The sequence below is a fragment of the Cupriavidus malaysiensis genome (assembly GCF_001854325.1).
In the GTDB taxonomy this organism is placed as follows: Bacteria; Pseudomonadota; Gammaproteobacteria; order Burkholderiales; family Burkholderiaceae; genus Cupriavidus; species Cupriavidus malaysiensis.
Genome location: NZ_CP017755.1, coordinates 3,134,591 through 3,148,737 on the forward strand (window position 1 = coordinate 3,134,591; position 14,147 = coordinate 3,148,737).

Genomic DNA, 14,147 nt, shown 5'->3' on the forward strand with positions numbered 1-14,147 from the left:
GCCATTACGTTAGCGTGCCACTTCCATCGCAAGTCGTCGCTTGGATGCGACCTTGCGATGGAAGATTGCGCCGAGCGCAAGTGCCGCCGCACACAGCGCAATGAATCCACCTATCCATACGCCGACGGCACCGAAGCCATCAAGACCGAATGCGATCCAGGTGCCCAGACCCAACCCGAGACCACAGCGCAAGACCACAGCCACGGCAACCGCCGGCCATCCAATGCGGTAGGAGCGAAGCACCAAGCAGAAGTAGATTTGTATGGCATCGGCTATCTGGCTGACTGCTACCCAGAAGAGCATCCTAGACGCCAAGGCAGCCACATTGACGTCGGTCGTGAACAGCGCGGCGAGTGCATTCCGTCCTGCCAGCAAACCCACTGTCGTCGCTACTGACAGAGAGCAGACCATCAGCAGTCCTGCCCTGAAAGTCACAGACTCCTCAGCCAATGCGCTGGCCCCGGCGGATCTGGCAATCAGGACCCCTGACGCGATGCCGACAGACAGCGGCAGCATGAAGAGGAGGGTAGCGATGTTGGCTGCGATCTGATGTGCAGCAGACGCGTTTGAGCCCGCTCTGGCAATCAGGATTGCCATGCCTGAGAACGACACGATTTCAACGAACTGAACCGCGGAGACTGGAACCGAGGATTGCAGAACAAGCCTTAGTGCGCTCCATGAGACCCGGAGGCCTCCGCTGCGACGAATTCCTCCTAGAACGTTGCCGCGTAGCAGAACTCGGCAGCAGATGGCGAGACTAGCCCACGCAATAATCACGGACGAGGCTGCGCATCCCAGCACTCCCAGCCGCTCGCCCGTGTCGTTGCTGGTTGCCTGCATCAGGATGAAATTGAGCGGAACTTTCAGTACCAGGCCGGCAACATTGATCCACATAAGCACTGCGGGACGTCCCGTTGCCGATTCCATCGCAAACAGCAGCCGGTAAGCCAGGAGTGCAGGCAAGGCAATGGCGAGGACACCGAGGAATGACTGGGTCTTCCTCATGGTTGCAGGATCGGTGTCCACCAGCATGGTGAGGCACATCATGAGCAGAGGATAGGCAAGCATGGCGCACCCGATAGAGAGCACCATGCCAGTCGATAAGACGGCGTGCAATTCGGTCGTCGCACCGCTTCCCCAGAGCCGCGCTGCAAGGGGTGTGATGCCATTGGCGATCCCGGTCAGGATGACCAGCACGGTCACGTAGATGGCGCTGCCGATACCGATCGCTGCAAGGTCCGAAGTTCCGAAGTGCCCCGCCATCACGGTGTCGATGCTCATCATGCCAACGGCGGTAAGCTGCATCCCGAACGTAGGGGCAGCCAGCGCGGCGATCCGGCGGGCTTCAGCGCACATGCGCGCCGACTTGAAGTGCGACGATTGTGGCATCGTCGGAGGTCTTCAATCTCGGCCATGACTGGCAAGTGCGATCGTGGCGCTCAATCTCGCGGATCTTGCGTATGAGTCCCACGCCTCCGATCCTGAAGACTTCGTCCAGCGCCTCTTCATAGGTGCAGGCGCGATACTTCTCGACGAGCCTGGCAGCGCCATCGCTCAACAGCATCAGCGATGGCGGCTCAATAGAATGGAACGATTCGAACCCAAGGGTGGAGGAATCCCAGTTTGGCGCCGCGATGGCATAGCCTCCCGGCTGGTTCATCGTCTTGCGCCTGACAAGCAAGCGCCGCGAGATTTCGGCCAGGATAGCGCTTCGCCGTTCGCTGTCTCCATCTGTCTGCGCGAGGCGGGCTGCGAGTGCATCGAATTCCAGATCGAACGACGGTCCGAGCGTGGATTCCACGATATGGGCCTGTCCTGGGCCCGTCCGTAACACGCCGCAGCAATCCCCGAGTTTGGCGAAGCCAACGAGGTAGCCTCCTGATTGTCGTTGCACCTTTGCCAGGATGACGGAAGCAGAGGGCAGCAGGTGAGCATCGGCCTCGCGATCGTTGATCAATGCACGAAAGTCCGCATTCGCAGCGTCAATGGCAGATGCCAGAAGCATGTCCGAGTCGTGCGATCCACCATGGCAAACGATGGCGCGATGCAAGTGCCAGTTGATCCGGAGTGCGTACCATTCAGCGTCGGAGTGATCGGGCGCCAGCATCAAGGACGGCGAAATTCCGGTAGCGCCATCAATGACCCACGCGTGCACGGACTTGTTATCGGCCACGTAGCCGCAGACGTCCTCGGACGGTTGATTTCCGGAAGAATACGATCCACTCTGGATTTGCTTCAGCATGGGAGTCTGTGTCCTTTCAATATGTCTGAACGACTATCGCCGGTCGGCTTGGCTAGCCGTGACAATGGGTGCGTCACGCAGCAGGAGCGCTTGCTCCCAGTCAATGACCGGCCGGTTCAATGCCTTGTTGCCCAGACCGAAGAAGACAAAATCTGCCGTCCTGGCAGATCCGAACATGATCAGCGGCCCGCGATACGCGACGAGGACATCGACGACTCGCCGCATCGAGAGCGGCGCCTGGATCGCGTCAAAGAGCACGCCGCCGCCATCTTCGAGGAATCGCCCTTGGCCAAGGACGCCATGCTGGTGCGTGACGATATCCAGACCCGGCACACCATACGCTGCCTGTCGGAATGCTGCTTTCACTGCCTGGTATCTGTCGGGGTAGAGATGTGCTGCATCGCTTCTGATCATCCTAGTGGAGTGCGAGGCAGATGCTGGGAAAGACCGGAATACCCAGGCGCGAAGTGCATCCAGCACCGTCTCCGCGGCCACAACCTGCATGCAATAGGGTGGCCGGTCGTCCTTGACGACCACTTCAGGAAAATGGCGCCGAATGGCATTGGCAACGGTGACGCCAAAAGCGGGCTCCGTAGGGTCATACAGGATGCAGGAGCGCAGCCTGTCTTCCTGAAGCGCCGTATGATTGTCGTTTGCGTACGGATAGTTCGCGCTGAAAACATCGTGCACAAAGGCTGGAAACGGCAGCACGCCTGATAAGGCAAATGCTGCGCCATAGCCGAGTGAGTATCCCGCGGTGTGGGTTGGCGCGCTGCGCTGCCGCAGTACCATGGCGGCACAGAGGAACAGTACCAGCTGTGTGACCCTCGCGGTGCGTACGCTTGGCAGGTCGAGCGGGTCAAGCAGCCTGGGCTTTGCCACTTCCTCGAAGACAGAGCGGCCAAATGTTTCCTTGTACCAGCGATTAAGCGGTTGAAGCAGATCCGCATGCGCGTGGAGCTCGCGCAGTGTCGTGTGGGGTGACTGACAGTACCGGCCTTCTTCCACACAGCTGGCGTAGTTGAAAAAATATCCAAGGCACGTCATCGGCATGCCTCCGCCAACGCGGATACGACTCGATCCGCCTGTGCTTCGGTCACGCCCGGCCCCGAAGGAAGCATGATGGCATGTTCATGCAGACGTGCGGAAAACGCGTCGCGTTGATAGTACTCAAAGCGCGAATAGACTGGAAGTTGCGGAAGGGGAATCCAGACTGGGCGCACCATGATCCGTTGCGCCACCAGTTTTTCGATGACGGATCTGGACGGCTGCGGCAACTCAATACAGTTCATCCAGCAGATGCCGGCTGACTCAGGAGCCTGGTGGGCAAACCGCACACCATCCATTCGCTTGCGGATGGCTCTAACGTAGTATTGGTGAAGCCTTTGCTTTCGATGAATGCGGTCGGACAGCATCTCCATCTGGGCAACACCTATGGCGGCATTGATGTTGCTCATGCGGAAGTTCAATCCATAGTCGTCATGAAAGAACGACATCGTGTCAGCCTTGGCGGTGGACGAAAGATGGCGTGCCCTGCGACAAAGCGATTGCGATTTGGCGATAAGCGCACCACCGGCTCCTGTCGTGATGATCTTGTTGGCATTGAAGCTGGTAGTGATGATGATCTGATCGACTTGATCGTCGGGCACGGTCGCTCCCAAGGGCAGTCCCTTGTAGCGAGCACCCAGGCACTGCGCGGCATCATGAATTACCACCAGGTTCCATTGCCTTGCCAGCGCGTGAATGCGATCGAGCCTCGCGAGGTCTCCCCACAGGTGCACGAGGCAGATCGTGGAGACCCGCCTTCCGGAAGCTGTATTGACGACGTGGCCCTCCCGGCGCACGCATCGTTCTTCCAGAAATGCCGCCAGCAATTCATCGTCGACCTGCCAAGTCTTCGGATCCAGGTCTACAAAGACGGGATGCATGCCCGCGCGTACTGCGGCACTGGCGGGCGCGGCAAACGTCAATGCGGGAATCAGGATCTCGGTGTCCCGCTTGCCGGAAAGCTCAAATGCCAACTGCAGGGCGCAGGTACCGCTCGCAACCGTCACCGCGTCAGCACAACCAAACGTCTGTGCGAGCGAAGTCTCGAACTCCCTTACGTACCAGCCGCCGTATGACACCCAGCCTGATTCGATGGCTTGTGCAACATACTCCCGCTCACGTCCATTCAGGAGCGGGGCATAGTTGGCGATGCTTGTTTCCTCAGACGTTTGCATAGCGGCCCCCGTGGAAAGGAAAGAGGTCCAGGCCCAACGCTTCACTGATCTGACGAGCCGAGTAAGCAACACCATATCGTGGCTTGAATCTCAGTTCGGCGGCGACCTTGGCGAAACTTACCCGGTAGTTCCTGCGGTCGGCGCCGCGACCGATATCCGTAAAGCGCGCGGTTCTGCTTGTTGCTTGGGCGATCGTATTAATCAAATCGATCTTCCGATAATTTTCCTCATCCGACCCGACATTGAAGACGTTGACGCCTGCGCGAATTTTTTTGTCGGCGCAGATGTGGCAAATCAAATCCGAAAAATCATTGACATGACAATAAGGTCGCCACGTCTCGGAATCGTAGACATCGAATGGCGAACCCATGGCGATGGCCTGCGCGAACTCATTGACCGTCAGGTCAAAGCGCATCCGGGCCGATAACCCATGCGCCGTTCCAAAACGCAGAATATAGGTTTCGAGTGTGGCTGAATTATCGATAAGCCAGCGCTCAGCCTCCACTTTCGTTTCCGCGTAGAGCGACAATGGATTTAGCGCATTGTCTTCGCTGAGCAAGGCCATCGAATCACTCAGGCCATAGTTGCTGCAGGTCGATGCAAAAATGAAGCGGCTGGTTTTATTTTCAAGGGCTACGCCGAACAGCGCCTTGGTGGCGTCCAGATTTGTTTGCCGGGCCGCCTCTGGCATCTTCTTGCAGGCAGGATCTCCGACAATGGCCGCCAGATGAACCACAGCAAATGGACGGATCCGGTCTAGCTGCTGTTGGAACTGCGAGTGATCTCTTATATCAAGCCGAACAAACTCAAATCGCGGCATTACCAGAAGCGGCAGCAGGCCCGTCGCCCCATACATCAGGCTGTCCATGCCGATGACGCTAAACCCTTCACTCAACAGCTTACGGCAGACCCCGCTTCCAATGTAACCGGCCGCACCAGTGACGAGAACTCGTTTCTCTTCGCTCACGCCACTCCCCTCGCCGAGAAAAGCTCATTGGCTCGATGAAGGTCTTCAATCGTGCCTGCGTCGATCCACTTCCCATGATGCTGATAGGTCGAAATATGCGATCCGCGTTCCAATAGCAAGGACAGAACCTTGTCGATGCCAAGCTCACCATTTCCCACGGACTCCAGAAGTGTGCCGATCGACGGCTGCATCAGGTAGTATCCTGCGAGAACCGGAAACGGAATGGCGGGTTTTTCACTGACCCTCAGCATCCGGGAGTCGTGCGATTCCACCACGCCATATGGCACTCGGTATATGTAATCATTCACCGCAACCGAGAAATCTGTGCCGCTGGCCATGTGGAATCGATGAAAGTCGACGAGATCCAGATCCGATGCGATGTCTCCGTTCAGCACCATCAGCTGCTTGCTTTCGCCGCGATCAATCAGCTGCTGGCACAGTGCGAGGGCCGACCCGAATGTGCCTCTTGGCTCCAGTTCCAGCAGGAGCTGGATATGTACGCCATATCGCGATGCCAGCGCTTCCACGATGCTCCCGAACAGGTCAGCACAGTAATGAACGGCGATAAAAATATCCTGCGATCCAGCTTTTTCCAGCGCACTGACATGCCGCTCCAAAAGGCTGTGATCGCCGATCGGCATGAGCGGTTTTGGTATTACTTTCGTGAACGGGTTCAACCTGGTACCAAATCCACCCGCGACAATTAGTGTTGTCCACATGATGTATACCCTCCATGCTGGGATTCGCCTCAACCCATGTTTTCTCTTTCACTCAGCTTCGCCAAAAAGTCAAATTCGAAACCAGGAAGTCTGCGCAGAGAGAAAAATCCTCTCAGGATCGAAGCTGCGTCATAGCCGGAAAGCATTTCGGAGCCGCTTAAAACAATATCAAGTAGCTCCGTCAGATCGTACCTGACCACCTCGATATCCGGTTCCTGGCTTGCCACGAGAGATTCCTGAGGCTCGGATACGAGCGCTAGGAAGCTATAGCCCATGTTCGAATGCGTCGACGGGTTAACGACCATTCTTCCGGTCAAAAGAAGCGGGGCACATGCTGTTAAGCCGGTCTCTTCCCGCAATTCTCTGACGGCGGCGGCTGCGCAGTCCTCCCCCTCATCGATCAGCCCTCCAGGCAGCCCCGTCAGTATCTCGCCGAAACCGTGCCGATATTCGCGTATCAGATAGACGAGACCATTCCGAGTTACCGGCATTATATTGATCCAGTCCCGCCCGTTAATAATGTAGTACGGATCCACGATGGATCCATCAGACCTCAGGCAGCGATGCCGACAAAGATGAAGCCACTCATCCTTTACCAGATCATCGCTAGCCAAGACATTCCATTTCTTTAAACCGCCATTCAATGAACATCGTTGCATAGCACCTCCCAAGATCCTTAACCACTTGCCCTACCCGCAATTAGCCTCTCGAATACTTGCTCCCGCGCCTCCCCGCCGATCGCTTTTATGGCAGTTCTTGCGCATTTCTTTTTCCATTATCAGCGACATAAAAATGGCCTAATTCTTTGCCTGCAGCAATGCAGCCCCTTCATATGGAGATGCAGCATACGGATTCATCAGGCACAAGGAAATCAGAGGACTACGAAATTGATCATCAATATCTGCAGAGCAGAATTCGGCAAGTTTTAAAGCTCTCGAATTCTGACAAAGGCTGGGCAGGTGGTTCTTTGGTCATGCAACTGGCCGATACAAACTCAACGAGAATGGTCACGACAGAGCCTTCAGCGCACATGCCGAGCGCTTCGCGAAGACTCGTGGTCAGTGCTGCCTCCACGGCTGCACCATCGATGCGGCTGTGCTATCCCTGCGGCTCCCCTTGAGATTCAGCCAGAGCCTGGCGGCTACCGGTACCGGCTTGCCGCCGACCGCATCGAAACGGCATGGGGAGTCGCATTGACCCAGGACGACAGCGGCAGGATGGCCGCTGGAAGCGTCATCGAGCCAGATGGATGCTGGGCTTGCCATAGGGACTCCCTGTGACTGAGCACCCACGGCGATCACTCACTAGACAGTGGCTAGCGGCAGGCTCGCGGGCTGATGGACGTAGATAGGCCTCGGTAACCACGAGCGTGCCCGTCGCTCTGGATCGTGGATATCAGACTATTCATCCCGTACGTATGGGAATGTCTTCACACACAAGGCAGGTAGTCTCTTCTGATGGCTCAGCCTGATGTGTCGCCGCGCATGGACAGGGGAAATGCCATCTCTGACTGGCGCGCCTGCGACGACTCTTGCGCGCAGAACATCGTCGCTCGTCGCAAGCGACGATCGAGCAACACAATTGTGGCACCGGCGGCAATGCGCCGCCGGGCCGGTGCCGCCGCCACCCTAACAGGCGGCGGCCACCTCCCCTCAGTGCGCCGTCCCCGGCTTGCAGTCCTCGACCCACCCCGCCACGCGGTTCTCGCTCATCAGCGGCCGCCATTCGCCCGCGCTGCGGATTTCCACATTGGTGCCCGCCTGGGCCCGGCGCAGGCTGATCAGGTAGAAGTAGCGGTAGTCGGCGCTCTCGGCATAGCCGACCCGCACGTCGACCTTGCCCGGTTCCGGGTAGGCGACGATGCTGGCGTCCTGGTCGAGCCGTGCCTTCAGGCACAGCACGAGGTCGCTGGTGCTGGCCGGCGAGTGGATGCGGCGGGGTTCCTTGGCCTGGATGTAGTCGGCGCTGACGCCGTTGGCGCAGGCGGCGAGCAGGGGTGCGGCGATGGCGCCGGCCAGCATGAGCCGAGCTTTGGACATGCAATCTCCGATGGTGGATGGATCCGCACATGGTACACGCCGGCGGCGGGCCGGCGCGGGGCCGGCGGGCGCTGCCGGGCGGCTGTCGGGCGCAACCGCCGGACACGGCAGTCAGACGCTGCCGGCAAAGCGGCGCAGGCCGGCGAAATCGGTGATCTCGATGGAGCCGCGCGCGCAGTGCAGCAGGCCGCGGCCTTCGAGGTCCTTGAGGATCTGGTTGACGGTCTGGCGCGAGATCGACAGCATGGCGCCGAGCTGGTCCTGCTGCACGCGGATCACGCGCTTGCTGCCGTCGCTGCGCGCGCCGTAGCCGCCGGCGATGGCCAGCAGGCGTTGCGCCAGCCGCAGCGGCGCGGGCAGCAGCACGGTGCCTTCGATGGCCTGGAAGGCCAGCCGCAGCTTCTGCGCGATCAGTTGCCCGAAGGCCTGCCAGTGGGCCGGGTGCCCGGCCAGGAAGGCGTGCAGTTCCGGATGACGGATCTGCAGCAGCAGGGTGTCGGTGTCGATCCAGGCGTCGTGCATATGGGGCTGGGGATCGAACAGGGCCACCTCGCCGAACCATTGCGGCGATTCGGCGATGGCCAGCAGCGCCTGGCGGCCGTCGGCCGAGGTATTGGTCATGCGGATGGCGCCGTCGACGACGAAGTACAGGCCGTCGGGCAGGTCGCCGCGCCCGAACAGGCGCTGCCCCGCCACGAGCGCGCGCGGCCGCGCGGTCTGCGCGATCCACTGCTGCAGTTCAGCGCCGAGGCCGGCGAACCAGGCGCTCGAGCGCAGCGCGGCCTGCCGGGCTTCCGGGGTGGACAAGCGGGACATGGCGTCGAGCGGCGTCAATCGCTGCCTTATGTCGGGAAGACGACATTGTAATCGGGCCTTCCCTGCAAAGATCGTCGCCACTCCGTCCTGTCGCAATCCCTGCCAGAAGGAACCTGCCCATGGCCACCGCGCTCGCCCCCGATCCCTACAAACGTGACTTTCGCACCGCTTTCACCGCGATCCGCAAGTTGCTGCAGAACGGCCACGACACCGCCCAGGTGTTCCTGATCATGCGCGCGCTCAACGGGCCGTCCATGCCGAAGAACTACGCCCGCCTGCTGAGCACGCCCGAGGGACGCCGGCTGGCCTACCGCCGTACCGAGCTGGCCGAGCGCCTCTCCGATCCGGCCTTCATCGCCAGCTTCGCGCCCGGCACGGTCGGCGCTGCCTACCGCGACTTCCTGGAGGCGACCGGCTACAGCGCCAACGGCCTGGCCGAGGTGTCCAACCTCAACAACGAGCCCCTGATCGAAGACGCCTACACCTGGTTCGGCCGGCGTACGCGCGACGTGCACGACATCTGGCACGTGATGACCGGCTACCGCGCCGACGAGAGCCTCGGCGAAGCGGCGCTGGTCGCCTTCAGCTACGCGCAGACGGGCGGCCTGGGCTGGGCCTTCATCGCGGTGGCGGCAGCGCTCAAGAGCCTGCGCCTGACCGGCAGCGCCGCCTTCGCGCGCGCCGTGTGGGAAGGCTACCGCCTGGGCCGGCGCGCCCGCTGGCTGCTGGCCGAAGACTACGAGACGCTGCTGCACGAGCCCATCGAGGCGGCGCGCGAGCGCCTGGGCATCAGCCAGCCGGCGCGCTACCTGGCCTGCAATCCGATGCAGGAGTGGCACGCCTGAGATGCCGCATGCGCCTGGCCTGGCGGCACGGGCCGCGCTCCGCGGCGCGGCGCGGCCTCCCCCACCGGGCCGGCCAGCCCAAGACGATAGCGGCGCGCTGGCGCTGGCAGGAAGTTCGGCCGAGATCGTGCGCCGGCAGCCGGACGGCAGCTGGCGCTACGTGGTGGACCACGCCACCGGCGCCAGCCTGCCGCGCGTGGCCTGACGGCCCAATTCCCTGCCGGCGGCGTGGGATCGCGCTACCGCCGGCAGGATCCGGCCGCCCGGAGTAGACTCGCCTGCCATGCCCGCCGTGGCCGCCGGCCCGGCGCGAACCCGCAGGAGCATCTAGATGAGTCGCCTCTTCTCGCCGCTGTCGATCGGCACGCTGCAGCTCGCCAACCGCATCGTCATCGCGCCGATGTGCCAGTACTCCGCCGAAGACGGCAACGCCACCGACTGGCACATGATCCACCTCGGCCAGCTCGCCCTGTCCGGCGCGGGCATGCTGATCCTGGAGGCCTCGGCGGTCTCCCCCGAGGGGCGCATCACGCCCTACGACCTGGGCCTGTACAACGAAGACAACGCCGCGGCGCTGGCGCGCGTGCTGCGCGCGGTGCGCGCCTATGCGCCGATCGCGGTGTCGATCCAGCTGGCGCACGCCGGACGCAAGGCATCCAGCCGCGCGCCCTGGCAGGGCGGCAGCCAGATCCGCCCGGACGAGCCGCTCGGCTGGAAGACGGTGGCGCCGTCGGCGGTGCCGCATGCCGAGGGAGAAGACCCGCCGCATGCGCTGACCCTCGATGAGATGGCGCAGATCCGCGAGGACTTCGCCGCCGCCGCACGCCGCGCCGCCGCGCTCGGCCTGGACGGCATCGAGCTGCATGCCGCGCATGGCTACCTGCTGCACCAGTTCCTGTCGCCGCTGGCCAACCACCGCGACGACGCCTACGGCGGCAGCCTGGAAAACCGCATGCGCTTCCCCATCGAGGTGTTCGACGCGGTGCGCGCCGCCTTCCCCGCCGACAAGCCGGTGTGGGCGCGCATCTCGGCCACCGACTGGGTGCCGGGCGGCTGGGATATCGATGGCACGGTGGCCCTGTCGCAGGCGCTCAAGGCGCGCGGCTGCGCCGCCATCCACGTCACCACCGGCGGCGTCTCGCCGCAGCAGGCGATCAAGCTGGGGCCGGGCTACCAGGTGCCGTACGCGCAGCGCGTCAAGGCCGAGGTGGGCCTGCCCACGCTGGCGGTGGGGCTGATCACCGAGCCGCAGCAAGCCGAGTCCATCCTCGCCAACGACGAGGCCGACGCCGTCTCGCTGGCGCGCGCCATGCTGTACGACCCGCGCTGGCCGTGGCATGCCGCCGCCGAGCTGGGCGCACAGGTCAGCGCGCCCAAGCAGTACTGGCGCTCGCAGCCGCGCGAGTTCAAGGACCTGTTCCTCGGCGCCAGCTTCGGCCAGCGCTGAGCGTCCGCCCTGCCCTTGCGCGACCTTCCCGATCTACCCCGACCTTCCACGGAGCCTGCCTTGCTGTTCGTCTTCCACCTGCTCGACAAACCCGGCGCCGCCGAGCTGCGCCTCAGCGTGCGCCCTGAGCACAGGGCCTACCTGGCCGCCGCCGCCGAGCGCATCGCCTTCGCCGGTCCGCTGCTGTCCGACGACGGCGCCGCCATGGTCGGCAGCCTGCTGGTGATGGACTTCCCCGACCGCGAGGCCGCGCGGGCCTGGCTGGCGGCGGAGCCCTTCACGCGCGCGGGGCTCTACGCCTCGACCTCGCTGCTGGCCTTCAATAACCTCTGGCCGCAGAAGACGGGCTTCCCCGCGGCCTGAGCCCGGCGTCCGACCGGGCCGGCCATGCGCGGCCGCCGCCGCGCGCCGGCCAGCCGCGCAGCCAGGCGGCGGCGGCGGCCTCGATCAGCAGGCACACCGCCAGGTAGAGCAGCGCCACCGCCGCGAACACTTCGGCGGCGTGGCCCATGCTGCGGCCGTTGACCTGGGCCGCCACCGTGGCCAGTTCGCTCACGCCCACGATATAGGCCAGCGAGGTGTCCTTGGCCAGCGCCACCCAGGTGTTGGCCAGCGACGGCAGCATGGTGCGCAGGGCCTGCGGCAGCAGCACCGAGCCGAGCGCCCGCGCCGGCGTCATGCCCAGCGCCAGCGCCGCCTGGCGCTGGCCGGGACCGAGCGCGGCGATGCCCGCCTGCAGGGTCTGCGCCACGTAGGCCGCGCCGATGGCGGCCAGCGCCACCACCACGGTCGAGACCTCGCCCACATGCACGCCCGCCACCATCGGCAGCAGGAAGTAGGTCCAGAACACCAGCATCAGCACCGGTACCGCGCGCAGCAGCGCCAGCATGGCGCGCAGCGGCGCGGCCACGCCGCGTGGCGCCAGCTCGAGCAGCACCGCCAGCGCGATGCCCGCCAGCGTGGCGCCGGCGCAGGCCAGCAGGGCCATCCACAGCGTCAGTGCCGCGCCGGCCAGCGGCCCTTGCGGAAACGCGCCCTTGAGCAGGTAGGGAAGCTGGTGCCAGACCAGCGCCAGGCCGGACAGGTCGGTGGACAGGTCAACCATGGCGCGACAGGCTCCAGCCAACCCGCCGCAGCAGCGGCGGCACGCCCGCCTGCAGCAGCAGGATCAGCGCCACGTAGAGCAGCGTGGCCAGGCCGAAGGCCTGGAAGGTCAGCAGGCTGTCGGTCTCGACCTGGCGCGCGGCATAGGAGAGTTCGGCGAAGCCGATGGCCATCGCCAGCGAGGTGTTCTTGATGGTCTGGCAGAACTGGCCGAGCATCGGACGCGCGGCGATACGCAAGGCCTGCGGCAGCACCACGCGCCAGAACGCCGACGATGGCGTGAAGCCCAGCGCCAGCGCCGCCTGCGCCTGTCCGCGCGGCACCGCCGCCAGCCCCGCCTCCAGCTCCTGGGCATAGAAGGCGCTGGCATACAGGCCGATGCCGGCCAGGCTGGCCAGGCACTCCAGCGAGGGCGCCGGCAGGTGCAGGCCCGCCACTGTCACGCCGGGCCACGCCGTCAGCGCGGCGATGGCGGCTTCGCCCAGCAGCTGGGCCGCGCCGAAATACCAGAAGAAGAGCTGCACCAGCAGCGGCGTGCGGCGCAGCAGGCCGACCGCCGCCCCGGCACCCGCGCGCAGCGGCCGCCAGCCGGCGCGGCGCAGCGCCAGCCAGCCCGCCGCCAGCGCACAGCCCAGCAGGAAGACCGCCGCCGACAACGCCACGGTCATGCCGAAGCCGGCCAGGATCCAGCCGGCATAGCGTGCCGGCAGGGCCTGCAGCAGGATCGCGGCCTGGCTCATGGCGCACCACCCGGCACACCCAGCGCACCGGACGCGCCGCCGTGGCGACCGGCCCGCCTCACTTCAGCGCACTGCCGATGGTGAAGTCGCGCGGCAGCGGCGCCGCGCTCTTGGGGCCGAACCATTTGTCGTAGATGCGCGCGGCGGTACCGTTCTTCTCCAGGTCCAGCAGGATGCCGTCGATGGCGGCCACCAGCCGGGTCTCGCCCTTGGGAATGCCGACGCCCATGTACTCGCGGGTCAGCGTGAACGGCGAGATCTCGAACTGCTCCTTGCCGGGCAGCGTGGCCAGCAGCGCGCCGAGCTTGGCGCCGTCCTGGGCGAAGGCCTGGATGGCGCCGCTGCGCAGGGCCGCCAGGGCCAGCGGGGAGTCGTCGTAGGCGATCACGCGGGCGTCCGGGTAGCGCTGGCGCAGCGTGGTCTCCTGCGTGGTGCCCTTGTCCACCCCCAGGCGCCAGGACTTGAGGTCGTCGGGCTGCTTGAGCGTGCCTTTGCGGGCGATGAACTGCAGGCCGCTGGCGAAATAGGGCGTGGAGAAGTCGATCTGCTGGCGGCGCTCGTCGGTGATGGTGAAGTTGGCGGCGACGATGTCCACCTTGTGCGAGGCCAACAGCGGCAGGCGGTTGGCGGGGTTGGTGGCGCGGTACTCGATCTTGACGCCGAGCCGGCGCGCGATCTCCTCGGCATAGTCGACGTCGAGGCCGACCGGGGCCGCCTTGGCATCGACGAAGCCGAAGGGCGGGTTGGCGTCGAACACGCCGACGCGCAGCACGCCGGCCTTGCGGATGTCGTCGAGGCGATCGGCCAGGGCCTGTCCCGGCACCAGCGCGGTGCCGGCGGCCAGGGCCGCCAGGGCGGAGAAAACGGCGAGGCGGCGCGGCAGCCGTGGCGTGACGCGGGAGAAACCGAGGGCAGCAAAGGGCGTCCGGGTCGACATGTAACACTCTCGTAAGATGCGATGGAGCGACGATAGCGCCACCCGTGCGCGCCCGGAACGAAGCGTTTC

At 64.0% G+C, this 14,147-nt stretch carries 16 protein-coding genes; 4 read left to right on the top strand and 12 right to left on the bottom strand.

Annotated elements, in window-relative coordinates; translation table 11 throughout:
- Positions 1–9: 9 nt before the first annotated feature.
- From BKK80_RS33325 to BKK80_RS33365, 9 genes are all read right to left on the bottom strand, one after another.
- On the bottom strand, positions 10–1,284 hold the full coding sequence (locus tag BKK80_RS33325; protein WP_157903386.1) for an MATE family efflux transporter: 1,275 nt from the start codon (positions 1,282–1,284) through the stop codon (positions 10–12).
- Between the two features lie 61 nt (positions 1,285–1,345).
- Positions 1,346–2,242: a hypothetical protein gene (locus BKK80_RS33330; RefSeq protein ID WP_071072941.1), complete on the bottom strand. Its 897-nt coding sequence runs from the start codon at positions 2,240–2,242 to the stop codon at positions 1,346–1,348.
- Between the two features lie 33 nt (positions 2,243–2,275).
- Positions 2,276–3,295 carry a hypothetical protein gene (locus BKK80_RS33335; RefSeq protein ID WP_157903387.1) on the bottom strand — a complete coding sequence of 340 codons (1,020 nt, stop codon included), beginning with the start codon at positions 3,293–3,295 and terminating at the stop codon, positions 2,276–2,278.
- The gene (locus tag BKK80_RS33340; RefSeq protein WP_157903388.1) at positions 3,286–4,464 is read right to left on the bottom strand and encodes an aminotransferase class I/II-fold pyridoxal phosphate-dependent enzyme; all 1,179 of its coding nucleotides are present in this window, start codon (positions 4,462–4,464) and stop codon (positions 3,286–3,288) included. Before BKK80_RS33340 ends, BKK80_RS33335 begins: the two co-directional genes overlap by 10 nt.
- Entirely contained in the window at positions 4,451–5,431 is a 981-nt protein-coding gene (locus BKK80_RS33345; RefSeq protein ID WP_071072947.1) for an NAD-dependent epimerase/dehydratase family protein, read from the bottom strand. Before BKK80_RS33345 ends, BKK80_RS33340 begins: the two co-directional genes overlap by 14 nt.
- Positions 5,428–6,150, bottom strand: a complete 723-nt coding sequence (locus tag BKK80_RS33350) for a sugar phosphate nucleotidyltransferase (RefSeq protein ID WP_084545861.1) — start codon at positions 6,148–6,150, stop codon at positions 5,428–5,430. Before BKK80_RS33350 ends, BKK80_RS33345 begins: the two co-directional genes overlap by 4 nt.
- Before the next feature lie 29 nt (positions 6,151–6,179).
- A complete protein-coding gene (locus BKK80_RS36005; RefSeq protein ID WP_157903389.1) occupies positions 6,180–6,686 on the bottom strand; it encodes an NUDIX hydrolase in 507 nt (168 codons plus the stop codon).
- Positions 6,687–7,802: 1,116 nt separating this feature from the next.
- Positions 7,803–8,189, bottom strand: coding sequence for a hypothetical protein (locus BKK80_RS33360; RefSeq protein ID WP_071017992.1), 387 nt, complete (start codon positions 8,187–8,189; stop codon positions 7,803–7,805).
- A 111-nt stretch (positions 8,190–8,300) separates the two neighbouring features.
- Complete coding sequence (locus BKK80_RS33365) at positions 8,301–9,005, bottom strand: Crp/Fnr family transcriptional regulator (RefSeq protein ID WP_071022097.1); 705 nt, start codon at positions 9,003–9,005, stop codon at positions 8,301–8,303.
- Positions 9,006–9,124: 119 nt separating this feature from the next.
- On the opposite strand from BKK80_RS33365, the gene BKK80_RS33370 reads away from it, so the two are divergent.
- The 4 genes from BKK80_RS33370 to BKK80_RS33385 all read left to right on the top strand — a co-directional run bounded on the left by BKK80_RS33370 (position 9,125) and on the right by BKK80_RS33385 (position 11,660).
- Positions 9,125–9,850: a Coq4 family protein gene (locus BKK80_RS33370; protein ID WP_071017990.1), complete on the top strand. Its 726-nt coding sequence runs from the start codon at positions 9,125–9,127 to the stop codon at positions 9,848–9,850.
- Between the two features lies 1 nt (position 9,851).
- Positions 9,852–10,055, top strand: a complete 204-nt coding sequence (locus tag BKK80_RS33375; protein ID WP_071072953.1) for a hypothetical protein — start codon at positions 9,852–9,854, stop codon at positions 10,053–10,055.
- A 126-nt stretch (positions 10,056–10,181) separates the two neighbouring features.
- Positions 10,182–11,297 (top strand): NADH:flavin oxidoreductase/NADH oxidase, encoded by a 1,116-nt coding sequence (locus BKK80_RS33380; RefSeq protein WP_071039089.1) that lies wholly within the window; start codon positions 10,182–10,184, stop codon positions 11,295–11,297.
- A gap of 60 nt (positions 11,298–11,357) precedes the next feature.
- Complete coding sequence (locus BKK80_RS33385; protein ID WP_071017985.1) at positions 11,358–11,660, top strand: YciI family protein; 303 nt, start codon at positions 11,358–11,360, stop codon at positions 11,658–11,660.
- On the opposite strand, the gene BKK80_RS33390 is transcribed toward BKK80_RS33385, so the two are convergent.
- From BKK80_RS33390 to BKK80_RS33400, 3 genes are read right to left on the bottom strand one after another with little or no spacing between them, the layout of a single operon-like run.
- Entirely contained in the window at positions 11,617–12,402 is a 786-nt protein-coding gene (locus tag BKK80_RS33390) for an amino acid ABC transporter permease (protein WP_084545863.1), read from the bottom strand. The two genes, BKK80_RS33385 and BKK80_RS33390, sit on opposite strands and share 44 nt — an antisense overlap.
- The gene (locus BKK80_RS33395; protein WP_198173394.1) at positions 12,395–13,141 is read right to left on the bottom strand and encodes an amino acid ABC transporter permease; all 747 of its coding nucleotides are present in this window, start codon (positions 13,139–13,141) and stop codon (positions 12,395–12,397) included. Before BKK80_RS33395 ends, BKK80_RS33390 begins: the two co-directional genes overlap by 8 nt.
- Positions 13,142–13,199: 58 nt before the next feature.
- Entirely contained in the window at positions 13,200–14,078 is an 879-nt protein-coding gene (locus tag BKK80_RS33400) for an ABC transporter substrate-binding protein (protein ID WP_071039090.1), read from the bottom strand.
- Between the last annotated feature and the right edge of the window lie 69 nt (positions 14,079–14,147).

Excerpts from the sequence above, each read along its gene's own strand:
- BKK80_RS33380 (WP_071039089.1), top strand. The coding sequence starts at position 10,182 with ATGAGTCGCCTCTTCTCGCCGCTGTCGATCGGCACGCTGCAGCTCGCC.
- BKK80_RS33365 (WP_071022097.1), bottom strand. The coding sequence starts at position 9,005 with ATGTCCCGCTTGTCCACCCCGGAAGCCCGGCAGGCCGCGCTGCGCTCG.
- BKK80_RS33395 (WP_198173394.1), bottom strand. The coding sequence starts at position 13,141 with ATGAGCCAGGCCGCGATCCTGCTGCAGGCCCTGCCGGCACGCTATGCC.
- BKK80_RS33335 (WP_157903387.1), bottom strand. The coding sequence starts at position 3,295 with ATGCCGATGACGTGCCTTGGATATTTTTTCAACTACGCCAGCTGTGTG.
- BKK80_RS33340 (WP_157903388.1), bottom strand. The coding sequence starts at position 4,464 with ATGCAAACGTCTGAGGAAACAAGCATCGCCAACTATGCCCCGCTCCTG.
- BKK80_RS33400 (WP_071039090.1), bottom strand. The coding sequence starts at position 14,078 with ATGTCGACCCGGACGCCCTTTGCTGCCCTCGGTTTCTCCCGCGTCACG.
- BKK80_RS33330 (WP_071072941.1), bottom strand. The coding sequence starts at position 2,242 with ATGCTGAAGCAAATCCAGAGTGGATCGTATTCTTCCGGAAATCAACCG.
- BKK80_RS33325 (WP_157903386.1), bottom strand. The coding sequence starts at position 1,284 with ATGATGAGCATCGACACCGTGATGGCGGGGCACTTCGGAACTTCGGAC.
- BKK80_RS33370 (WP_071017990.1), top strand. The coding sequence starts at position 9,125 with ATGGCCACCGCGCTCGCCCCCGATCCCTACAAACGTGACTTTCGCACC.
- BKK80_RS33360 (WP_071017992.1), bottom strand. The coding sequence starts at position 8,189 with ATGTCCAAAGCTCGGCTCATGCTGGCCGGCGCCATCGCCGCACCCCTG.
- BKK80_RS33375 (WP_071072953.1), top strand. The coding sequence starts at position 9,852 with ATGCCGCATGCGCCTGGCCTGGCGGCACGGGCCGCGCTCCGCGGCGCG.
- BKK80_RS33350 (WP_084545861.1), bottom strand. The coding sequence starts at position 6,150 with ATGTGGACAACACTAATTGTCGCGGGTGGATTTGGTACCAGGTTGAAC.
- BKK80_RS33390 (WP_084545863.1), bottom strand. The coding sequence starts at position 12,402 with ATGGTTGACCTGTCCACCGACCTGTCCGGCCTGGCGCTGGTCTGGCAC.